This is a genomic window from Lacticaseibacillus pantheris DSM 15945 = JCM 12539 = NBRC 106106, from assembly GCF_001311175.1.
Taxonomy (GTDB): Bacteria; Bacillota; Bacilli; order Lactobacillales; family Lactobacillaceae; genus Lacticaseibacillus; species Lacticaseibacillus pantheris.
Genome location: NZ_BBAI01000005.1, coordinates 26,267 through 46,465, shown reverse-complemented (window position 1 = coordinate 46,465; position 20,199 = coordinate 26,267). Strand labels below are relative to the sequence as shown.

At 42.9% G+C, this 20,199-nt stretch carries 25 protein-coding genes and 5 pseudogenes; 5 read left to right on the top strand and 25 right to left on the bottom strand.

Annotated elements, in window-relative coordinates; genetic code table 11:
* Positions 1–11: 11 nt before the first annotated feature.
* From JCM12539_RS15055 to JCM12539_RS13830, 12 genes and pseudogenes are all read right to left on the bottom strand, one after another.
* Positions 12–618: pseudogene (locus JCM12539_RS15055) on the bottom strand (HAD family hydrolase).
* A 162-nt stretch (positions 619–780) separates the two neighbouring features.
* The gene (locus JCM12539_RS13845) at positions 781–1,362 is read right to left on the bottom strand and encodes a phosphoheptose isomerase family protein (protein WP_225350219.1); all 582 of its coding nucleotides are present in this window, start codon (positions 1,360–1,362) and stop codon (positions 781–783) included.
* A 115-nt stretch (positions 1,363–1,477) separates the two neighbouring features.
* The gene (locus JCM12539_RS13840; protein WP_225350218.1) at positions 1,478–1,759 is read right to left on the bottom strand and encodes a phosphoheptose isomerase family protein; all 282 of its coding nucleotides are present in this window, start codon (positions 1,757–1,759) and stop codon (positions 1,478–1,480) included.
* A 70-nt stretch (positions 1,760–1,829) separates the two neighbouring features.
* Positions 1,830–2,665, bottom strand: a pseudogene (locus JCM12539_RS03170) (PTS system mannose/fructose/sorbose family transporter subunit IID).
* Between the two features lie 18 nt (positions 2,666–2,683).
* The gene (locus JCM12539_RS03165) at positions 2,684–3,487 is read right to left on the bottom strand and encodes a PTS mannose/fructose/sorbose/N-acetylgalactosamine transporter subunit IIC (protein ID WP_054649199.1); all 804 of its coding nucleotides are present in this window, start codon (positions 3,485–3,487) and stop codon (positions 2,684–2,686) included.
* Positions 3,488–3,525: 38 nt separating this feature from the next.
* Positions 3,526–3,996, bottom strand: a complete 471-nt coding sequence (locus JCM12539_RS03160) for a PTS sugar transporter subunit IIB (RefSeq protein WP_054649197.1) — start codon at positions 3,994–3,996, stop codon at positions 3,526–3,528.
* The gene (locus tag JCM12539_RS03155) at positions 3,996–4,415 is read right to left on the bottom strand and encodes a PTS sugar transporter subunit IIA (protein ID WP_054649195.1); all 420 of its coding nucleotides are present in this window, start codon (positions 4,413–4,415) and stop codon (positions 3,996–3,998) included. The genes JCM12539_RS03160 and JCM12539_RS03155 overlap by 1 nt, the downstream gene beginning before the upstream one ends.
* Before the next feature lie 213 nt (positions 4,416–4,628).
* Positions 4,629–5,219: a PRD domain-containing protein gene (locus JCM12539_RS03150; protein WP_054649193.1), complete on the bottom strand. Its 591-nt coding sequence runs from the start codon at positions 5,217–5,219 to the stop codon at positions 4,629–4,631.
* Positions 5,203–7,020, bottom strand: coding sequence for a sigma 54-interacting transcriptional regulator (locus JCM12539_RS03145; RefSeq protein ID WP_054649191.1), 1,818 nt, complete (start codon positions 7,018–7,020; stop codon positions 5,203–5,205). Before JCM12539_RS03145 ends, JCM12539_RS03150 begins: the two co-directional genes overlap by 17 nt.
* Positions 7,017–7,376 (bottom strand): hypothetical protein, encoded by a 360-nt coding sequence (locus JCM12539_RS03140; RefSeq protein ID WP_054649189.1) that lies wholly within the window; start codon positions 7,374–7,376, stop codon positions 7,017–7,019. Before JCM12539_RS03140 ends, JCM12539_RS03145 begins: the two co-directional genes overlap by 4 nt.
* 255 nt (positions 7,377–7,631) lie before the next feature.
* Complete coding sequence (locus JCM12539_RS13835; RefSeq protein WP_225350217.1) at positions 7,632–7,910, bottom strand: phosphoheptose isomerase family protein; 279 nt, start codon at positions 7,908–7,910, stop codon at positions 7,632–7,634.
* Between the two features lies 1 nt (position 7,911).
* Entirely contained in the window at positions 7,912–8,478 is a 567-nt protein-coding gene (locus JCM12539_RS13830) for a phosphoheptose isomerase family protein (protein WP_225350216.1), read from the bottom strand.
* Positions 8,479–8,654: 176 nt separating this feature from the next.
* Between JCM12539_RS13830 and JCM12539_RS03130 the strand changes: the two genes are divergently transcribed.
* The gene (locus JCM12539_RS03130; protein ID WP_054649188.1) at positions 8,655–8,936 is read left to right on the top strand and encodes a GntR family transcriptional regulator; all 282 of its coding nucleotides are present in this window, start codon (positions 8,655–8,657) and stop codon (positions 8,934–8,936) included.
* Positions 8,937–8,944: 8 nt separating this feature from the next.
* Complete coding sequence (locus tag JCM12539_RS03125; protein WP_082405305.1) at positions 8,945–9,385, top strand: GntR family transcriptional regulator; 441 nt, start codon at positions 8,945–8,947, stop codon at positions 9,383–9,385.
* Between the two features lie 46 nt (positions 9,386–9,431).
* Here JCM12539_RS03125 and JCM12539_RS03120 read toward each other — a convergent pair.
* The 13 genes and pseudogenes from JCM12539_RS03120 to JCM12539_RS03070 form a co-directional block, all read right to left on the bottom strand.
* Positions 9,432–10,385, bottom strand: a pseudogene (locus tag JCM12539_RS03120) (SIS domain-containing protein).
* A gap of 100 nt (positions 10,386–10,485) precedes the next feature.
* Positions 10,486–11,226: a PfkB family carbohydrate kinase gene (locus tag JCM12539_RS03115; protein ID WP_162203999.1), complete on the bottom strand. Its 741-nt coding sequence runs from the start codon at positions 11,224–11,226 to the stop codon at positions 10,486–10,488.
* Between the two features lie 73 nt (positions 11,227–11,299).
* Positions 11,300–11,788, bottom strand: coding sequence for a UTRA domain-containing protein (locus JCM12539_RS03110; RefSeq protein WP_156302019.1), 489 nt, complete (start codon positions 11,786–11,788; stop codon positions 11,300–11,302).
* Positions 11,778–11,924 carry a GntR family transcriptional regulator gene (locus JCM12539_RS15050; RefSeq protein ID WP_369396053.1) on the bottom strand — a complete coding sequence of 49 codons (147 nt, stop codon included), beginning with the start codon at positions 11,922–11,924 and terminating at the stop codon, positions 11,778–11,780. Before JCM12539_RS15050 ends, JCM12539_RS03110 begins: the two co-directional genes overlap by 11 nt.
* 120 nt (positions 11,925–12,044) lie before the next feature.
* Positions 12,045–12,773 (bottom strand): annotated as a pseudogene (locus JCM12539_RS03105) (amino acid ABC transporter ATP-binding protein).
* Complete coding sequence (locus tag JCM12539_RS03100; protein ID WP_054649180.1) at positions 12,760–13,434, bottom strand: amino acid ABC transporter permease; 675 nt, start codon at positions 13,432–13,434, stop codon at positions 12,760–12,762. Before JCM12539_RS03100 ends, JCM12539_RS03105 begins: the two are co-directional and overlap by 14 nt.
* Before the next feature lie 41 nt (positions 13,435–13,475).
* Positions 13,476–13,775, bottom strand: coding sequence for a type 2 periplasmic-binding domain-containing protein (locus tag JCM12539_RS15515; RefSeq protein ID WP_439645115.1), 300 nt, complete (start codon positions 13,773–13,775; stop codon positions 13,476–13,478).
* 78 nt (positions 13,776–13,853) lie between these two features.
* Positions 13,854–14,309: a transporter substrate-binding domain-containing protein gene (locus tag JCM12539_RS15510; protein ID WP_439645114.1), complete on the bottom strand. Its 456-nt coding sequence runs from the start codon at positions 14,307–14,309 to the stop codon at positions 13,854–13,856.
* 186 nt (positions 14,310–14,495) lie between these two features.
* Positions 14,496–15,299, bottom strand: a complete 804-nt coding sequence (locus tag JCM12539_RS03090) for a class II aldolase/adducin family protein (RefSeq protein WP_054649178.1) — start codon at positions 15,297–15,299, stop codon at positions 14,496–14,498.
* A gap of 48 nt (positions 15,300–15,347) precedes the next feature.
* On the bottom strand, positions 15,348–15,554 hold the full coding sequence (locus JCM12539_RS03085; protein ID WP_054649176.1) for a hypothetical protein: 207 nt from the start codon (positions 15,552–15,554) through the stop codon (positions 15,348–15,350).
* A 22-nt stretch (positions 15,555–15,576) separates the two neighbouring features.
* Positions 15,577–16,971, bottom strand: coding sequence for a PTS galactitol transporter subunit IIC (locus tag JCM12539_RS03080; RefSeq protein WP_054649174.1), 1,395 nt, complete (start codon positions 16,969–16,971; stop codon positions 15,577–15,579).
* A gap of 14 nt (positions 16,972–16,985) precedes the next feature.
* Positions 16,986–17,319: pseudogene (locus tag JCM12539_RS03075) on the bottom strand (PTS sugar transporter subunit IIB).
* The gene (locus tag JCM12539_RS03070; RefSeq protein ID WP_369396052.1) at positions 17,316–17,684 is read right to left on the bottom strand and encodes a PTS sugar transporter subunit IIA; all 369 of its coding nucleotides are present in this window, start codon (positions 17,682–17,684) and stop codon (positions 17,316–17,318) included. The pseudogene JCM12539_RS03075 and the gene JCM12539_RS03070 overlap by 4 nt, the downstream one beginning before the upstream one ends.
* Positions 17,685–18,049: 365 nt before the next feature.
* Between JCM12539_RS03070 and JCM12539_RS13825 the strand changes: the two genes are divergently transcribed.
* From JCM12539_RS13825 to JCM12539_RS03060, 3 genes are read left to right on the top strand one after another with little or no spacing between them, the layout of a single operon-like run.
* Positions 18,050–18,388 (top strand): DeoR family transcriptional regulator, encoded by a 339-nt coding sequence (locus JCM12539_RS13825; protein WP_225350215.1) that lies wholly within the window; start codon positions 18,050–18,052, stop codon positions 18,386–18,388.
* Positions 18,339–18,812 carry a DeoR/GlpR family DNA-binding transcription regulator gene (locus JCM12539_RS13820; protein WP_225350214.1) on the top strand — a complete coding sequence of 158 codons (474 nt, stop codon included), beginning with the start codon at positions 18,339–18,341 and terminating at the stop codon, positions 18,810–18,812. Before JCM12539_RS13825 ends, JCM12539_RS13820 begins: the two co-directional genes overlap by 50 nt.
* The gene (locus JCM12539_RS03060; protein ID WP_054649172.1) at positions 18,809–19,819 is read left to right on the top strand and encodes a 1-phosphofructokinase family hexose kinase; all 1,011 of its coding nucleotides are present in this window, start codon (positions 18,809–18,811) and stop codon (positions 19,817–19,819) included. Before JCM12539_RS13820 ends, JCM12539_RS03060 begins: the two co-directional genes overlap by 4 nt.
* Positions 19,820–20,199 lie beyond the last annotated feature (380 nt).

Sequence of the window (20,199 nt, the reverse complement as noted above, 5' to 3'; positions counted from 1 at the left end):
AGCCTCCCCTATTATTTGAGCGTCTTTCTAATTTCATCCATACCGCTGACTATACGGTCAGCCCTCGACTGATCAACATTATATTGTGCTTGATCAACTGCCCAAGTGGTCATGCCTGCGTCTTTGGCCGCCTGAATTCCATTACTGCTATCTTCAATCACCAGACACTGGCCAACTTCAACACCTAACTTTCCAGATATCTCGACATAAATATCGGGTGCGGGTTTATTGTTCGGTACAGCTTCACCGCTCAGCACTTGGTCAAAAAAAAGGGCGTATATGACACTCTGACAACATGCGGAAAATATCAGCGTATATGCCAGCCGATGCCAGTCCAATCGCCATACCATGGGTCCTCAAACTCTTTAACAAGTTAACAACACCCGCGTTCAAAAAGCGGGAATAATCAATTGGATGAGTGTCTTGGTATACGAGGTAATCTTTACGCAAAACATCACGTTGCTCAGGGTCAGGGACCAAGGCTGCCCAAACTTGGTTGTTAGACATCCCCAAATAATCGTGAATATCCGTTGATCCGGGATGCAGTCCCTTCTCTTCAAAATAACTCATTCGCCGGTTAAAATAAAACTCCTCACTATTAACTAGAACACCATCCATGTCAAATATAACCGCCTTGAACATACTATCTAATAGCCGCGTCACATCAAGACGTAGCCCCCTCCTTCCGTGAACAATGACACCCCTAAACCACCAGAAGGAGCGGCATCCGCCGCTCCCCAATGGTGGTACTAATACACTTTTGGCATAACCTGAGAAAAATTAGTAACTCAATTTCCACATGTACCGGCGCTTGGACAGCGGGTGGTCACGCTTGGATGCTAGTTCCTCGGCGTAAACTCGGAATACACCGGTCAGTAGCATTGGGTTGAAGTAGTCAATGACGTGTGGCCCAGCGATAGATGCAAGCCCGAAGTCCTTGGCATCAACCAAGGTAATCTTCGCATCAAAGCGTTGCAAGAATGTCAGCGCACGCATATCCATTGGACGGGTGCTGCCATCATTGGCAAACAACAGGTATGGTGCATCCTTTTCAGTTAGTTCAAATGGGCCATGGAAGTATTCCCCGGAGTTGTGCATTGGTGCGGTAATCCACTGCATTTCTTCAAACAGGAAACTGGCAGTGGCATAACCCGCACCCCATGTAGCACCACTTGCAAGCACGTGAATTGTTTGGTCGTTCTTGTACAACTCGCCAAACTTCTTGGCCTCAGGACCAACATGCTTAACCTGCTCGTCAATCAAGTCATACAGACCATCAAACGCCTTCTGGGCTTCATCATAATACTCGTACCCTTCAAACTGGTTCTTAATTTCAACTGCCAGTTTAACGGCATTCGTCATCTTTTGAATCTTAGCGGAGTAACTCTCATGGAACCCATGAATAATCTTGTACTGTGCGGCTTCTAGAATTGGAGCATCCGGGTTGTTGGATAGGCTAACGACATTAGCTCCCCACTTAACGGCGTTTTTTTTGTTGCTTCAACCGACTCAGGGTGGTACCACCCAATGATGCTGTAATTACAATAGTCTGCCCATCGATATTCTTTGGAGCATCATAGTTAAATTCATTGGCAGTAATAATTGCCGTCCTGACACTCTTCGTTTCGTGAAGAGTGAAGTAGTATGCTGGATATAAATCGGACATTGAAGCCCCACACCCAACAAACAATACCTGATTGATATCGCCGTGATCCTTCTTAATAGCTGCAACAATTTCCTTTGGTGACATAGTACTCATAATTGAATTCCTCCTATATAATTTTTGATTTGGCTTTTAACCAACCGAATCCAGAATAATTGAAATAACTTTATGCGAATATTCCCAAAACGCTCAGCAAGATTCCACCACCAATGCAGAAAAGCAGAATCCAACCCGTACCAACCTTCTTCCGTAGCATCCAGTACATCAGGAATGTGAAGGCCAGTGGGATCATCTGTGGGAAAATGCTATCCAACGTTTTTTTGAAGGTTGAACGCACTCCCCATCTTGATTGGGGTAGTGATGCCAATCATGCTGGCAATCATAGCCCCAATCACCATCAATCCAACAATGTTCACTAAGTACATAACGCGGTTCATTAGGCCGCCACCGGTCAAAATTTTCAAATACTTCTTCCCGGCGGTATATCCAAACTGTCCACCCCAGTAAGTAACTGCAAACGAAGGTATAAATGAAATGACCATCGCCAAAATCGGCCCCAAAATACTTCCGTGTTGGGCTAAATTGATCCCCAAGCTAAACGCCAATATTCTGATTGTTCCCTGAAAGAACGAATCACCCACACCAGATAAGGGACCCATCAAGGATGATTTAACGGCGTTAATTGAATCTGGGTCCATTGATGATGGATTCTTCGCGTATTCTTCCTCCATCGAAGTCGTTAAGCCCAAGACAAAGGAGCTAGTTTGGGGAGTACAGTTGTAAAAAGCCATGTGCCGCTGATAAGCGGCTTTTTTTCTTGTCCAAATCTTCCGGCTTACTGTATAAACGATTCAATGTAGGGGCAATTCCATATAGGAACCCCATGTTCATTTGACGTTCATAATTCCAGGAAGCCTGTATTGCCCATGAACGCCATGTAAACGACCACGACTTTTTCCGTAAGTCCTTACGCTGTTCAGTAGTTAAGCCATTGTCTGCCATCTTTGCTCACTCCTTCCATCAGAGCTCTTCAAGATCGTCATCATCTGTATCGCTACTCGAAGCATTACTGCTAGCAGGCGTTTCAGTATTACCTGTTTTGGGCATAAACTCATTAACAACCAATGCCAACAGAACTGCGAAAATAGCTACCCCGGTAACTGATATATTTGCGTAGGCCGTAATGAAGAATCCCAAGAAAAGATAGACGGCGGTCTTCTTTGACAGCATCGTTGACATCAACAGTGCAAACCCAAAAGCTGGTAAAATCTTGCTTGATAATGTCAAACCATTTGTCAGCCAGTCGGGGATCTGTTTAACAATTTCGCTAACCACACCGGTACCAAAGTAAATTGCTATAAACGTTGGCACAAAATACATTAGTGAATAGAACACATTTCCCCACACGATGTGATAACTTAGTACCCGTTTGAACTTGCCTTTCTCAATATCGCGCTCTGCCATATGCGATAGCGACGACATCAACATACGCACAACAATTCCGAGCAATTGGCCAAACACCGCAATTGGAATTGCAACTGTCAGTGCCGCCTGAGCAGAAGTGTTAGACAGGATAGCAAATGCGGTAGCAATAATTGAACCCAATACCATATCCGTGGCCACCGCAGCTCCGACATTAACTAGACCCATAGAAATTAATTCAAGTGAGGCACCAACCATTAGCCCCTTTGTAACATCACCAAGAACTAAACCAACTAGCGTACTGACAATTAGCGGCCGTTCAAGATTAGACCGACCAAACATTCGCGAGTCAAGCATGGCAACAATGCTGATAATCCCAATCAACAATGCCTTTATAAGCATGATATTCACGCTCCTTTCCGTCCGTACAAACGTAACTACTACAATTTATGGTTCAGAATTTCCTTCTTGGAGGTTGGCACCTGCTGCATAAATAATGAAATACCCATCGAAGCCAATTGCCTGCTTTGCTCTACTTCCTCATCGGTCAAATATATTGCGTTACTGTAGCGCGTTGCTCCTGGACGATCCAAAATACCGCCATAATTGATTTCCGGAACAGCCCCAAACGTTTGAAAGAATTTATACGTCTCGCCTACATTGCCAAAAATAAGCATGGTGTTCTCTTTCAACGCTTTAATCTTGGGGATTCGCTCAATTGCTTGTTCAACCGTGAAGAGACTGAGCTTAACGTCGGCTGGCTTCGATAGCTTTAACGACATACGCTTAAATTCGTCGTTTGCCGTACCAGTATCAATCACCACAATACGTTCAATGCCCAGCGCTTTAGTCCACGAAAAGACAACCTGTCCATGCATTAAGCGATGGTCAATTCGCACCAGTTTAATCATTACAAGTCATCCTCCTCTCCATTCTTTTGTGCTACCAACAAACCATTAACATCAACGAGTGCCTGTTGTGCTGATTCAACAACCCCCGCCAGTTTGTCTTTATCTTTAACCGTACTTTCAGCTAATAACTGCAAAATCAGCGGTAAATTCATTCCGGCAATCAACTCCACGTTTGGATAATCCTTTAACAGTTGAATCATTGTTGTGTTAACCGAGCCACCCAAAACATCCGTGCAAATAACAAATTCTTCCTCAGGATGCTGCGTGAGTTCAGCCTCAATACTGTAAACATATTTACTTTCGTCACTATCAACGTAAGCCGCATAAGCTGATAGATTGGGAGTTTCCCCCATAATAAACTTCACTGTATCCTGCATACCTAGCGCCAAACGTCCGTGACTTACCAAAATGATCCGCATACGCGTGCCTCCTTTCACTGTTAATATCTGCTTAACCAATAATCCGGTAATCCACGTGAGATACCGCTGATTAGTTTGGGCTAAGATTGGAGATTGATATTTAGCTTGTTCTTGCGCCTTAACCCTTACATATATATACAAGCAAAAAGCGTGCCAGTTTTATGCTGGCACGCTCAATATACTTACAACCTATCTAAAAACGCCTGGAACTAGCTAATCTCCACGAATAATATCATAAATATACCCCACCTCGCTTTTCGGGACCGTGACACTATATTTGGTTTCTATGACACTAAGCGCCTTTTTGATGTCCTCGACCGTTTTTGTGTCAAAATCATTAGTCTTCCAGTCATAGGTGGTAATTGGTTCGTTACGTATTAGTCGTTCAATCATGCAACTAACATGAACATACAAAGCCATTCGTTGTGGATTAGCCAACACACTACCCGACAGTTGGACAAAGCAGCTCATTACCACATCAATTGCATCCATTACACCAGAAGCGTCCAGTATAGTCAGTGAGTTAATCACCCGCTCAATGGTAAAGTTATGCAACAAGGTTGTCACAATTTCATCAACTTGCTTCTTGCCAGCCACAACACCCAGCGCACGCAACATTGCTCCTGAATCCTCACCCAATATCAATTTTTCCAGTGGTATGAAGGGTACCCCTTCCGCATGTGGGTTAACGGTTCCGACAATCGCCAGAACATTATAGGTACGTCGTAGTGTGGCCATTTGACTACTATCACTAACCACGGCGTATTCGTAAGCATTAACCACAACATCAATTTTTTTCTGCAAAGCTACTATCCAACAACCGCTTAATTTGGTTTGCTGTACCAATTCCGGTATTGCAACACGTAATAATCAAATTCTTTTTAACTTCCTGAGGATAAATAGTCCTTCCTTCACTGTGCACAGTTTTGGCCGTGTGGGTAACTATTTCGTCTATAGACTTATTGTGGGCAACCTGGTCCACCACGGAAAGGGCCGACTGAGTAGACACATTTGTAATTATGCCGATTGGAAAATCAATCGTTCCGTGAATATACTTATGAATCCCTGAAAGTGAGCCCATATCTACCATTAAAATCAATCCTGAAGTAATGGAATTACTAGCAATGTATTCTGACACCCTTTGCCCAATAGTCTCCACGCTAATGTTTAATGGCATATCAATATAACCTAAGGCTGAATATCCTACCAGTCTATTCACGACATTAGCAATGCTACTAGCTGTCGAGTAGCCGTGTGCTAGAACCAGGCAACGAATCGTATTGTTCTTAGTCACCTTGATTGCTTCATGTAGATATAATTGCAAAAACAACCTGTCCACAACGTCCACAGGCAGTGATAAGGCAGAATGGGTCATTTTAAGTATTTCATCGGTAAAAGTTGCAACACTCGCATCCTGCTCTGCTAGATTTGAACTGATTTCATTCAATAACTCATGATTTTTAGCAGTCAGTACCCAGTAATTAAACTGCCTGTAGTATAAGAAGTAAGCAATTACCACCAACGAATTTCCGGAAAATTTCACCGAAAAATTATCTTCAAGTGAGTGCAGTTTAGCCTGAGTCATTTTCTTCATGAGATCCAATGGCACCTCGCCACGATCAATCACGTTGCTAAAAATCATTTCATCGCTCAGAGTATTGATTAAATCTGTACTGCTCTTAATAAATTGCAGAGATAGGCCTAGATTGTCATATAATCCCAATATTTGCGTAAAAATTAAGCGAATTTGATTATCCTGATCAGAATCATCATCAATTAGCTCCTTCAAATTCATACCACTACGAATCAGGATAGTCGTACCATCACCGCTCAGGCGTAAACGAACGCTATCGGCATCATTCTTACTCCAAATCTCATTTGGCAAATTTCCAATGTCAACAAGTAAATTTTTGCTACTCTCGTTAACCTTTGCAAGCGCATTGGCTACAGCCAAAGTAATATAATTCTTCATTTGTCCAACATTACTATCATAGTGTTGGCTGGTTAAAATGCTCAGTACTTGTTTGCTTAACTTGATGTCCTTACCAATACGGCGAGACTGGTTAAGGAAGAAAAGTTTTGCTAGACTCTCACGTTCAAATTGCGTTCGCTCATTGATGCCTGGGATCTCCACTTGAACCGGAATTCGCCGTATAAAGGTTTGTAAAAAGTTGCTCTGAACATTCTCGGTGGTAGCAAACACTAACCGTACAGTGACCTTATGGCCAGCCTTAGTCTCGCCAAGGGGCGAGATGACACCGTTGTCTAAATACTCGAATAGCTTTTCTTGTCCTTTGGCACCAAGACGGTGCACTTCATCTAGAAATAGCATCCCCTTATCCGCTTGATCGAACAGTCCCGGGCTGTCTTTGCTTGCTCCCGTAAACGCTCCCCGCCTATAGCCAAAGAGAATGCTGGCTAGTAGTTCTGGATTATCAGCGTATTCTGCACAATTAAGATGAACAAACGAACTGTCGCCGCTAAGGTAACCCTCACTAACACAATAGTCATAGAATACTCGAGCTAAGTACGACTTCCCCGAACCAGTTGGTCCCGTCAATAATACGGGTAGTCCAACGCCTGGATATCGTGCAGCGGCTTTCATCCTTTTAACTTGTGAAAAAAAAGTGATTGCTTTGAGCCAATCACCGCGCTCATAGGATCATCAGGGATTCCTTTTTGATGAAAGATGTCAGCAGTCGATGAATATATTGAATCGACCAATGCTTTTCCAATTGCTTTTTCAACCGCCGCCCGCGAATAGAATCTAACCGGTCTTGTATTAACTTTGATTACTTTTCCTTCAGTAACCAGCATGTTCAAATAATGACTGGCCGTATTACGCTTAATTTGCAGGTTATTGGCAATAGTATCTGCCGTTATTATTACAGCGCTAAGATCGCCCTCTTCGCAAAGAGAGACTAGACGAGTATAAATTTCACTCTTAATATCCTCAGACAAAATAAAAGCCCCCTTAATTGAAAGCGCTTGTACCCCAAGCATACAACAGGGTACATTTCCTTTCAACAAGGGGGTATAACATCAACCTAATCTTGACCCATTTTTACCAAATTTAGTAATTCACTTTCCACATGTATCGCCGCGTCAGGAAAGATTTCTGAATTTCTGCTGACAATGCGCGCATGTAAACATTGTTCAGTATTGGTGCAAAAATGATGTGGTTAAAGTATTCCGACACCCGATCATCCAAATCGTTCAGACCGATTCCTTTGCATCAAGAATGTACACGTTATCCCCACCATATTCCTTTAAGAAACGAACCGACCGCTCATCCGCGGGTCGTGTACGGCCAACAGACACCAGTTGGAAAACCGAAGTGGTTTTATCCAGTGTCTCAAACGGTCCGTGAAAATACTCGCAGCTGTTGGTGGTTGGCGAACTAATTTGTAGCATCTCCTCAATGTTGCAAATAGAAAAAATATAAGCTGCGCCATAGGCCGGTCCACTCCCCAACACATAAATTGGCTTACGCATTTTATTTTTTTTCAGCCCATTTTTGGGCTAGCGGCGTAGTGGTTCCAACGGTACGTCGATATATTGCGTCAACGTTGTCAAACGCACTCATTGCGACATCATGGTCAGCATAGCCATCAGTCCTATCCACTAACTCCATCGCCATCATCAATGCAATGCTTGTGTTGGATAACTCAGTTTTACTTTCATCAAGGGCCAAGCTTTCATACTTAACTTGATAATCGGCTATTTCGGTTAATTCGGATGGATCCACGTATAATGCTACAACGTGCGCGCCTAGGGACTTAGCAACCCTGGCCGCCTCGCAAGTTTCCTTAGTACCTCGCATTGAGCAGACAACTGCCAGAGTATCATCCCCAACATATGCTGGCGGCGCCATGACAAATTCGTTGCTAGTAAACATTTCCGAACTAAACGTGACTGCATTGCGAGTCATAAAGTATTGTGCGGCATAAAAGCCCCCGAAAGATCCACCTGCCCCAATCCATACAACGCGCCTAACTGATTCATTACTTTCCTTAAAGACCCGCTGAATTATACTGCCCACCGTCGTTTGTATTTTGTTCATGTTGTCCTCCCATGTTAGATACAACTGCATACAACTTTTTTTTGAGACGACCTCAGAATAAACGCTTTTTAGTGATAGTGCAAGCCCTTTCTTAAAATCAACTAAGTTTGTTTCTACCACAATTTTTTTTGTTGTATACTGTGCTTATCTATCATTGCTGGGGGGAGGTACCAATCATGGGGAGTTTAACGGCCAACTTAAAGCAGTCATCACTGACGCTGTACGAGCAATTAGCAAATAAAATACTGAACGACATCAATCACGAAAAGTACCTCCCGGGCGCTCAAATTCCGACTGAACTAGAGTTACAACGCAGTACTGGCTATAGTCGGAGCACTGTTCGCCACGCGTTACGCATTCTCGTCAACAAGGGTGTGCTGGTTAAGATACATGGCAAGGTACCTTCGTTCAGGATGGTACCAGTAATGAAACAACACGCAGCCAATTCTTCAGTCTAACCAATAACGTGGAAAATTTGGGAGCGTCAATCAGTACCAAACTAGTAGATATTCAACCCACCAGAGCGTCTAAGGAACAGGCAGAATTTTTCGGTATCGAGCCCAAGACCCCATTACTGAAGCTCACACGCTTACGATACGTAGACAAGAGTCCGTTCTGCGTGGAATACATTTACTTTACCGAAGAGTTTTCAAGCATCACCAGTGAAAATCTTAATGGATCACTTTACCAGGTTTTACATGACCAATTTAATGAAGTGCCTGCTGGTGGTCATAAAATGTTCGACATTACAAAGGCTAGTACCAGTGAGGCTTTCTTACTGAATGTAGAGCGGGATACCTCACTTATGCAAATTACTGATTTTGTTTACGATCAAAACGATCATCCTCTCCATATAACGAGACAAGTTATCAGAAGTGACAAATATAAATATGAATTGATTCAGTAATATTCCTAAACAAAAAGCTCGCGGAAAATCCGCGAGCTTTTTAATTCTAGTAATTTTCCAGTTTCCACATATACTGTCGCTTAGTTAAAGGATGATTCCTGACCTTCGCCAGTTCTTCAGCGTATACACGCATTACCCCAGTAATAATGAGTGGATTAAAGTAATCAATTACAGTCGGTGCACAAACGCTGTCCAGACCATAGTCCTTAGCATCAATTACCGTAACCCGTGCATCAAACCGTTGCAGGAACTCCAATACACGTGCATCAAGATGCCTGGTCTTCCCGTCATTCATAAACAGTAGGTATGGTGTTCCATTATTAGTCATCTCAAACGGGCCATGAAAATACTCACCAGAATGAATTACCGGACTGGCAATCCACTGCATTTCCATAAATAAAAAGTTAGCAGTAGAGTATGCTGTCCCGAAAGTGGCACCGCTTGAGATCGTATAGATCAGTTGATCATCCTTATATTCCTGTGCAAACTCCTTTGCTGCGGGTGTAACTGATTTGACCCCTTCATTAATTACATCATCAATTCCCGCAAATGCTGTCTGTATGGCATCGTAATTATCGTAGCCTCAACGGCATTTAACATTTCAGCAGAGAATTCTAACACCACTTTGGTTTTAGCCGCCTTGGTCGCATAGCTGGTAAAGAAACTGTGAACCAGGACATAATCGGCCGCCTCCGTTAATTTTGCATCGGGATTATGGGTAACCGCCACAACGGTACATCCCCAATCATGTGCATTTTTTTGTAGCCTCGATGGATTCTTTGGTGGTTCCCCCTAGCGAAGCGACAACGACAACAGCACTCTCATCCGCAAAGTTAGGACGCGCATAGTTGAATTCATTCGCGGTCAACAGTGCAGTTCGTAGGGAATGCGCCTCTTGCTCCAGAAAATACTTTGCCGGGTAAAGTTCTGACATCGATGCGCCACAGCCAACAAAGGCTAACGTACTAATTCCTTGTTGCTTAGTAATACTTTGAACCATCTGTTGAACTTCTACCAATGACGTGGTCTGTACTTCATTTTGCATACCGTTTATTCTCCTTTTTTTCAATACGTGCTATAACGTTATATAAGAACTAACGTTAAAATGACCGTCCGAAACCGAATGACCCATTAGTCATGACCTGCTCAGTTGCAAAATCCCGAGCCTTTATCATGGACTCCTCGATAGAATGAGTTTTCTGTACCCACTCTATCGAAAAAGCAGTAATGAAGGCGTCACCCGCTCCCATAGTGTCCACAGCCTTTACTCGAACAGCATCCTGCCAGTAAAACAATCCGTTACTATAAACAACGGATCCTTGACTACCTAATGTGCATAGAACACTATCGCAACCCGCTTTTTCGACGAAGTGGCATAAGCTATCAACATCGCCTTTGGACATACCACCACACGAAAAGCACGCCAAGCCCACCTTACCTGCCACTTGGGCTATCACTTCTTCGGTGAATAGATCTGAGAAATCATATACTTTGGGAATTTTGACTAGGTCCAGATACTCATCGGCTGAACCGTTAATATTGAAATGTGCCAAATCAAACCCATTAATAAATTCAATGTCGTAAACGTTTAGATTTAAGCCATCCCGTAACACACCGCCACGATTGCTGCCTAGAAATCTACGGTCCCCGTTAAGTAACTCCACCCTTGAAAATCCATTTTCGCCGGGATTAGCCTTCGAATGTGACGTGTCAACATTAAGTTGATTCAGCACGTCCAAAGCAAAACTAGCCCGTTGATCATTACCAAAAACGCCAACAAATGCTGAGTCTATTCCAAGGCGATTTGCGAAAACGGCAAAGTTAAGTGCGTTACCACCCAAATACATCTTTTTTTTCAGTTAAATACATATCGACAACGTTATCGCCTATACCAATAGCCTTCATGTTGCCTCCCTAATTTTCGACTACAAAGCTAACCTTTCGAGCATCATAGAACATAGTGGAATGATACAGTCGGCTTCCTGTATTGCTAAATGTAGTCTTGTCTACCTGATAAACGGGTTCGGCCACTCCAACATTAATTAATTCGGCAATTTCTGTAGTGGCAGAAACTACATTAATCATGTTCCTATCCTTACCCATCGTTGCCCCATACCGTTCCTTCAATAACTTGGTCATTGACGAATCATCATTGACAAGTTGATTTAGCTGAGGGAAAAGATCCACTGAATATATGCTTTCCTCATAGCCTGAGTTTCCAGGACTTAATAGCATTACTCGTCCCAAAGTAAACACTTCGGCACCCTCTGCCACACCCAGCTCTTCAGCTATTCGAGAATCGGCCATTACTATTTCATTTTTAACAACATGGCGTTCCGGACGCTCACCCAATGACTCACGGTAATGGGTGTAACTATCTAAGGACAATAAGTTACGAACCATCCTTGGCTGCTGCACGTACGTTCCACGCCCTTGTTTCTTGACCAAAAAAATTTTCAGTGACCAATTCACTAACAGCGCGTCTTACCGTAATACGACTGACCCCATACTTTTGCTCAAGTTCACCTTCTGATGGTATCTGACTACCTTCAGGATATTTATGAGATTCAATGTCTGCAATAATTTGCTTTTTTTATCTGCAAGTAAAGCGGTGAGACCCTCTGGCGATCAATCATATACTCACATCCGTTTCTGTTTTCTAGTCATATAATACCTTACTTAGGAAATCACGTGTACGTTCAGACTGAGGATGGTCAAAGACCTCTTCAGGAGTTCCACTCTCCTGAATCCTGCCCTCATCCATAAACAGAATTCGATCCCCACCTCCCGTGCAAAACCCATCTCATGAGTGACAACAACCATTGTCATGCCACTGTGCGCCAAAGATTTCATGACCTGAAGTACTTCCTTCACCATTTCAGGGTCAAGGGCGCTGGTCGGTTCATCAAAGAGCATAATTTCTGGTTCCATTGCCAAGGCTCGTGCAATAGCAATCCGCTGTTGCTGTCCACCAGATAGTGATAAAGGATAACTATTAATTTTTTTCTGCGAGTCCTACCTGCCTCAGCAACTCTTTTGCATGCTTGGTAGCAACATCCCTTGTTTCGTGTTTAACCACCATTGGAGCATGTACAATATTTTCAAGAACAGTGTAATGTGGGAATAAATTGAACTGCTGAAACACCATCCCCATCTTTGCACGAATCTTTTCAATTTTAACCTTAGCATCAGAAATAACTTGTCCGTCCACGGCGACCGTGCCGCTGGTAGGTTGCTCTAACCCATTTAGACAGCGCAACAGCGTGCTTTTTCCTGAGCCAGAAGGGCCAATTACTACTACGACCTCACCATCATTAATTTCAAAATCAATATCAGACAGCACTAAATTTTCTCCGAACGATTTAGCTACATGATTAACGGTTATCACTTACGCTCATCCTCCTTTCACCATAGCTCAACACACGGTTCAACAACCAGGTCATAATTAAATACAATCCTGATGCAACTAATATCGGCTGTAATCCCAGCGCAGTAGACCCTCGCACGGTCTGCGCCTGGTACATCAAATCAGTAATTCCCAATACTGAAACTAAAGACGAATCCTTCACGTTACCAATAAATTGGTTGCCTAAAGCAGGCAAAATGTTCTTAAACGCTTGCGGTAAAATAATGTCTCGCATTGCCTGCCTACTCGTCATTCCTAAGCTCGCAGCCGCTTCACTTTGACCTGCTGGTAACGATTGAATGCCACTGCGAATAATTTCTGCAATGTACGCTGACGAATATAACGTTAACGCCACTGCCCCGGTTACAAAGTCCGGCACGCTTAAACCTGTAACCGCCGGGAGCGCAATATAAACAATATAAATCTGAGCAAGTAACGGGGTATCACGAATAAAACCGATAAATGCCTTGGACAGCAGGCTTAATATCCATGCCTTTGAGCGCTTCGCCATCGCGAGCATTATTCCTAGCACTGTACCCAAAATAATTGATACAATTGCCAGCTCAATGGTCACCTCGACACCCGTCACGAAGAACTGCCAATAGTTTTTCAAAAATGAAAAACCGCTAAAGAAATTCGCCAATTTTCATTCCTCCTCAGTCCGGTACGTGTGGCTGATCAATTTTATTCCTGAACATACTTAGTCTCATCAATGACCCACTTGGAGTACTGTTGCTTATTAGCCTTAATAACTTGGTTGACCTTTTTAATCAGATTCTCCGATGTACCCTTGGGCATTGCTACCGCGGCACCAACACTACCATCATCGTGGTTAAAGTTGGTCTGCTTCAATGAAGGATTTTGGCGTAAAAGCAGTTTGGTAGTGGGAACATCAATACAGAAAGCATCCGCCTTGTTGTTTGCAACGGCCAGCGCTAAATCAGTAACCTTAGAGAATTTCTTCAAAGTAGCGTTAGGATACATTTTTTTTGTAACATTGCTTCCTGAGTTGAAGAATTAACTACCGCGATAGTTGCCCGGCTCAGTGCTTTAGTATTGCCATTAAATTTTTTTGAAATCTGTCTTTCTAACTGTAATAGCAGCGGTGCTCTTGTAGTAAACATTAGAAAATTCAGCCGCCTTTTTCCGCTCTGGGGTTGGACTTAATGATGTCACCAACATATCCACCTTTTTGGCCTGTAATGCAGGTAGCAACCCGTCCACATCCATTTGTTTAAGCTGATACTTAACGCCCAGCTTCTTTGAAATGGCTTTAACCAATTTAACATCTGAGCCCCTAAATTTGTCCTTGCCATTGATGCTAGTATGGAATTCATACGGGGGATTGGAACTAATAATACCAACCACTAGTGTTCCCTTCTTCTGAATTCGCCCCACATCACCATCGCTCGAAGCATTGGCCGACTTGCCACAGGCTGACAAAGAAATTGTTGCCAGTAAAGCAACGGCAATTCCAATAAATATCTTCCCTTTTTTTAAACATAGAATTCCCTCCATTTTTGCAACACGTTATAGAACGTCATAACATTTTCAGTGTCTTCATCATATACTCATAACTTTTTAACGTCAATGGCAATTAAATTATTAGTCTCACATTTTTTTGAACAAAAAAATCGTCCCACTGACCAAGTGGGGCGATTAAATCTTTTTTTTGGGGGGAATTATTCAATTCTGCATTACCTATTAAACAATCACTGAGCGCTTTTTAGATTTATCTGACTTGCCGATGCCTGCGTTAGGATTAAAGATTGCCTTACCTTCCTTGAGATCGTCCAAAGTACCAATTTTAGAGCCTTCAGAGTAGAAGCCATCCAACAACCCTAATTTTTGGAACACAGCTTGCTTGTACGCAATTTGCGCATTCCACTCACTAGTATCGACAATTGCCAACGCCTGATGAATAGCGGAAAGCCCATCCATCACCTTATCCTTTTTGCCAACAGTAATTAAGACACCATGACTATTCAACAAATACATATGCATCAGTGCCCTATCGCCGATGTCAGTGATGTGTTCACTGACCAACTCCGCTAGGGGTTCCGAGCAATTTGGCTCGTACTCCAGGGTCTCAATTTCATGTAGCTTCTGAGTTGCTTCCGTGACGTTAGGTTCAGGCAATCCGCTGGTTGCCCAGAACATGTTGTTAATTGCGTGAGAGTGTAAGACAGCACGAATGTTAGGGTTGGCATCATAAACGCCTTCGTGTAAGTTGATTTCACGAGTAAGCTTCCCTTCACCGGCAACAATTCGACGAGTGTGCGGCTCAACAACCAAGATTTGTTCTGGAGATAATTCTCCCATATACGCCTGAGACATCATCGTTGGCGTCATGATGATGTAGTCCTTGCCATCGTCGTCTGTCACCTTGAAGGAAAAATTACCGCCCGCAATATTGGTATCGTCACGTTCCATAATCAACTTAACCATCTTTGCGAGGTCTTCACGTTCGTGTTCAAAAATAATACGTCCATCCGGTGCACTAATCATAATAATTACCGTCCTTTTTGATTGTTAGAAACCTTAATCACCCGCGCATTAACTAAATCTTTTTTTTAGCCGTTTCCGGCGCTGCTGCCCCTCTAAAAATATAATTGGGGAACCATACTTTTTAATCAGAAGTCCCAAAATAATGACACCAACGTTTAACCAGTACCGCTGTGTGATCACCGCCACCAAGAACAGCGCGAATGTTGCAAAACTAATTGCAGTCCAAAAGCGCTTGTTCAACAACATGATTTTCATTCCAGTTTCCCCCGTTCGTCTTTTATTTAGCAGCTTCAGCCTTAACCACCGGCTTTTTAGTGTTCTTACTTAGACTCGTGTAGGCCTTTGCTGGTAACGGGTGCTTCTTGAAGTACAGGTAAACCACAATGAATAGTGCCAGTAATGCTACTAAGCCAATCCAAGCCAGAATGTTGCCCGAGAACGCCTTGGCCATCAGGAAGCGAAGATCTGGAGCCTCAATGGAACTCCAGGAAACTAGGTTGCCCTTACCAACATTAACTGCGCCTGTATCTCGAGCCAGTTTAGTGAATACGTTAGTAAAGTAGGTGCTGCCGTATAGAAACATTGGTTCATAAATAACCCCTAGAACCAGCATGCGTAGTAAATTACCGCCGGTCAGTAACAATCCGCCAACACCGAGACAGTAGTTAATGACCCCACCCATTGGCAAAATTTCGTTTCCAGGAAGAATAGCCGCGTACACAATGCTAATCGGAATAAGGATAACCATCGTCACCCATAACTCCGTACTTTGACCTAATACTGGCCAGTCAAGGCCTATCACAAATTCGCGATCCTTAAACCGTTTCTTCATAAAGTTACTCATCTGAGTACCAAATGGTGTTAGGGCATCCATAAAGAACTTCGCCATAACTGGGAAGATTGCCATAACAGCTCCGACGGTTACCCCCAAACTAAGTGACGCACCGACGTTGTATCGGCCTGCAAGTCCTAAAATAAGACCAATAATAAAGCCCATTACGACTGGTTCGGACAGAATACCAATCTTCTTTTTCAGTGCCTTTGCATCCCACTGACGGTTAAATACAGGGATGAAATCCATCAGCCGGTTAACTGGCCACATAATCACGGCTGTAAAAGCCTCGATATGTGGCACGGTAATGCCTGGGTACCCCAGCATGTCCTCTATCTCAGGTGCCCACATGTCACCAAGCTTAAGACTGATTACAGCCTGAATGGCCCCAGCAATAAAGGCCCAAATATAACTATTAGTCGCAAAGTAGATCATATAGCCAGTAAGCGCAATGCCCCACACATTCCACATATCTGCGTTAACAACATTGGTCGTCTTGGTAGCTAGCATAACCACATTGACACCAATTTCAATCGCGAAAAATACAAACGCAACGGCCCATGCCCACGTAATTGCAGATGCCCCTGTCCATCCAAAGTCGACAGCAGGTAAGTTAATGCCAGTATTTTTAGCCAATGCCTTGGAAGCAGGAGTAACAACCGCAACCAATTGATTGATGGCCATACTCATACCAATAAAACCAACACCCAGATATAAACCAGAAAGAATAGCCTTTGATGCTTTCATACCGAATGCCAGGCCTAAAATCATTATTAGTGCTGAAACAACGACTGAAGGTCCGGGCGATAGTATAGCCTGAACAATACTATTCCAGTTCATGACTGTTCATCTCCTCAATTGATTGCCTTCATGTTTTGTTCAACAACGTCTCTAACCTTTTCGTTAGCCTCATCTTCACCCATGCCGGTCAGCCAAGGAACACCGACAATCTCTGTAACGTGGTTTTCTTCAATCGTTTCCTTTAAGTCGTCATCTGCCGGTGCAATGCCAACATAAATAATAATGTCCTTATTACCATCAATCCGTGATTTTGCGGTTTCTACTGGGTGGGGTTCAGCATGTGCAAAATCGTCAAGATCATTATCTGACAAAAAAATCATTAATCTTGTTTGCAACCTGTGGGCTCGTAGCCACACCAGAACCACAACATACTAAAATCGTCTTCATCTTCCATACTCCCTTTCTATACTGGAACCTGTGTAAATTTTTTTTACCAGCAAATTGACCATTTCGTTCTCACTACTTGCCGCTTTAAAAGTGGTTACGAAGTTTTCATCTTGAAATGCAGCGATAATTGACGATAACAGTCCGACCTGCTTCGACGGTTCCTTAATTCCCAAAAACATAAATCTGTCAGTGTCCATCGGCTTACTATCACCCATCTGCAACCAACTTAACGGCCTAACAGTTCTCGCGACGTAGATAAATGGTTGCTTTACAAACTCCGGATCTACATGCGGTAAAGCTAACTGAATATCGGGAAAAATTAATCCTGTTGGAAATTTTGATTCTCGCCTTTCAAGACCGGCTATATAGCTGGATTGGCAAACCCTTTGTCTTGTGCATCTTGTCCAACCAACTCGAACAATTCAGTTGAATTACTGGCGTCAACGTGAAGATTCACCAAATCCTTGTCAAACATGGATTCGTACATTCGCAAAGATCTCCTTTCTATGTTCAACTTTACATTTTTTTTGTTTATCTTTGTTCCAGTTCATATAGTAAACGCTTTCTTGAACTGTGTCAACATTTTCTCAATAATAAATTATCACTGCAAGACGCCCTAGATAGCAGTTGATTCATTAACGTGTCTTTATATTCGTACTGCTGTAGTCGAACATACTTGAACATATTCGCGTATGGTCGTACAATGAAAATGATTAAGGGAGGTGCAGCTATGCTTAAACAAGATCGTCAAAGTGCAATCGTATCACTGCTCAACTCATCGAAAACCGGATCCATGACAACCGTGAAAATAGCCTCCGAGCTAAACGTAGCAGCCATGACCATACGACGTGATCTCAAGGAGATGGCCGAGCACAATCTTTTGACCCGTATATATGGTGGTGCAACCCTCTATGAAGAGAAGACGACTAAAGAAAAGCGCGCATTACAAAAAGAGGCCAAGGACGAAATTGGCCGAGAAATAGCTCATTTAGTAGAACCAAAAACTAGTATTTATTTAGGTGCGGGGACTACTGTATTCGCAAGTCTGGATTTTTTTACCCAAAAATGAGGACATTCAATTCGTCACAAACTCAGACATTTCATTCCATTATCTCGCTGATAAAGATATGGACGTCACCCTTACAGGTGGTGTTTACCACAAGACTACGAACGAGTTTGTCGGAACAATTGCCGAAAACTCCCTTTCAAATTTTGTGTTTGATGTTGCTTTTATTAGCACCAACGGTATTTGGGAAGGAGGCGCAACAACCTCAAATTTTGCTGAAGGAAATGTTCAACGAGCAGCCGTTAGTCGTGCAAAACGTAAATATATCGTATGTGACCACACTAAGCTTGGAAAAGCCGACCGCTACAACTTCCTTTCACTAAGCGATGTTACCGGATTAATTACTGATTCGGGTATTTCACGAGAAGAAGCTAAATACTATAAACAATTCACTGAAGTCCTCATCGGAAAGAAGGTAACGGAATGATTCTAACAATCACAGCCAACCCATCAATCGATATGATTTACCACACGCTTTCATTTGATGCCGGCAAAACAAACCGTGAAACTAGTCATAAACAGGTTGTTGGCGGTAAGGGGATTAACGCAGCCAGAGTAGCCTCAATTCTATCAGGTCAAAACAACAATAACGTAGTTGCCACAGGATTTGTGGGTGAGCAAAACGGTCAGCTAATCTTGGACGACCTTGCTAACTATGAGGTAACTCACAAATTTATTGCCCGTCCCGGAAGAACTAGGCTCTGCTATACAATTATCGACCAAAATGGCACGAAAACCGAACTAAACGAAAACGGTGACCCGGTTTCCGAAGATCAACTTCAAGAGCTTTTAAACATGATCCGATCCCTAGATGAGCTTGATGCCGTTTCCATTAACGGTTCACTACCGCCAAATTCTCCTATCGACGCATATTCACAAATAATACAAACAATACGGGAAATATCCCCTAACTCAAAAATTATCCTAGACACGTCTGGGCAAGCACTACGGGATACAATTAGTGGTAATTTCATTCCGGATATCATCAAACCAAATAATGATGAACTAGGAGAACTAACTGGTGAGCATATTAGTGAAAATCCTCGGGACGCAATTGCTGCCTTACACAACCAACGCCTGGCGCGTATCCCCATAGTAGTGGTTTCACTGGGTAGTACTGGAGCGGCAATTAAAGTCGGCACCGCAAACCCACAGTTCTACGTTGTTAAAACCCGGTCTCTAAACGCAGTTAACACTGAGGGGGCAGGAGATTCTACAGTGGGCGGCATGCTCTTCGCAATTAGTCAGGGTCTTGGCGATCTTAGAACCGTTAAGTACGGTATGGCCGCTGGCATGGCAAATGTAATGGAGTTAAAGACTGGCTTCCTACAACCCGAAAACGTTAGCGCGTATATCGAAGATGATTCCCAAATACTTTTCCAAAAAAATCAATTAAATAGCCACGCCCTACTTGACCTGCAAAAGGTGAAGTAAGGCGTGGCATTTAATTAGTTTTCTTTAACGCTAGTGTTGTTCGTAATGCAGCAAATGAATGAAAATATTCATTATAGCCTAGAAAGTCAGAATCGAAAGTCTTAACCAAATACTCGTCCTGGACTTTCTTCCAACGAACATTTTGCTGATGAACCGAATCATCAGACTTATCTAAAGTGATTTTTTTTAATTATTTCAGCAAGCAATTCGTCTTGTGAATTTGCACTTGTTTCATCAAATTGCTCCATGGCGACTCCATTCTAACTTTACGGTCTGTGAATTCAATCAACATGCAGTATATCACTTGGTAATTGCTATTAAAACAATCAAAATATTTGCTTCATTCGGTTATACACCAACATAAAGTATAACCTGTGGCG

Bases quoted from the DNA above. Each gene is read 5' to 3' on its own strand.
- JCM12539_RS13845 (WP_225350219.1), bottom strand. From the start codon at position 1,362: ATGACGAATGCCGTTAAACTGGCAGTTGAAATTAAGAACCAGTTTGAA.
- JCM12539_RS13840 (WP_225350218.1), bottom strand. From the start codon at position 1,759: ATGAGTACTATGTCACCAAAGGAAATTGTTGCAGCTATTAAGAAGGAT.
- JCM12539_RS03165 (WP_054649199.1), bottom strand. From the start codon at position 3,487: ATGCTTATAAAGGCATTGTTGATTGGGATTATCAGCATTGTTGCCATG.
- JCM12539_RS03160 (WP_054649197.1), bottom strand. From the start codon at position 3,996: ATGATTAAACTGGTGCGAATTGACCATCGCTTAATGCATGGACAGGTT.
- JCM12539_RS03155 (WP_054649195.1), bottom strand. From the start codon at position 4,415: ATGCGGATCATTTTGGTAAGTCACGGACGTTTGGCGCTAGGTATGCAG.
- JCM12539_RS03145 (WP_054649191.1), bottom strand. From the start codon at position 7,020: ATGAAAGCCGCTGCACGATATCCAGGCGTTGGACTACCCGTATTATTG.
- JCM12539_RS13835 (WP_225350217.1), bottom strand. From the start codon at position 7,910: ATGCGTAAGCCAATTTATGTGTTGGGGAGTGGACCGGCCTATGGCGCA.
- JCM12539_RS13830 (WP_225350216.1), bottom strand. From the start codon at position 8,478: ATGAACAAAATACAAACGACGGTGGGCAGTATAATTCAGCGGGTCTTT.
- JCM12539_RS03130 (WP_054649188.1), top strand. From the start codon at position 8,655: ATGGGGAGTTTAACGGCCAACTTAAAGCAGTCATCACTGACGCTGTAC.
- JCM12539_RS03110 (WP_156302019.1), bottom strand. From the start codon at position 11,788: ATGGTTCGTAACTTATTGTCCTTAGATAGTTACACCCATTACCGTGAG.
- JCM12539_RS15515 (WP_439645115.1), bottom strand. From the start codon at position 13,775: ATGTATCCTAACGCTACTTTGAAGAAATTCTCTAAGGTTACTGATTTA.
- JCM12539_RS15510 (WP_439645114.1), bottom strand. From the start codon at position 14,309: ATGGAGGGAATTCTATGTTTAAAAAAAGGGAAGATATTTATTGGAATT.
- JCM12539_RS03090 (WP_054649178.1), bottom strand. From the start codon at position 15,299: ATGATTAGTGCACCGGATGGACGTATTATTTTTGAACACGAACGTGAA.
- JCM12539_RS03085 (WP_054649176.1), bottom strand. From the start codon at position 15,554: ATGAAAATCATGTTGTTGAACAAGCGCTTTTGGACTGCAATTAGTTTT.
- JCM12539_RS03080 (WP_054649174.1), bottom strand. From the start codon at position 16,971: ATGAACTGGAATAGTATTGTTCAGGCTATACTATCGCCCGGACCTTCA.
- JCM12539_RS13825 (WP_225350215.1), top strand. From the start codon at position 18,050: ATGCTTAAACAAGATCGTCAAAGTGCAATCGTATCACTGCTCAACTCA.
- JCM12539_RS03060 (WP_054649172.1), top strand. From the start codon at position 18,809: ATGATTCTAACAATCACAGCCAACCCATCAATCGATATGATTTACCAC.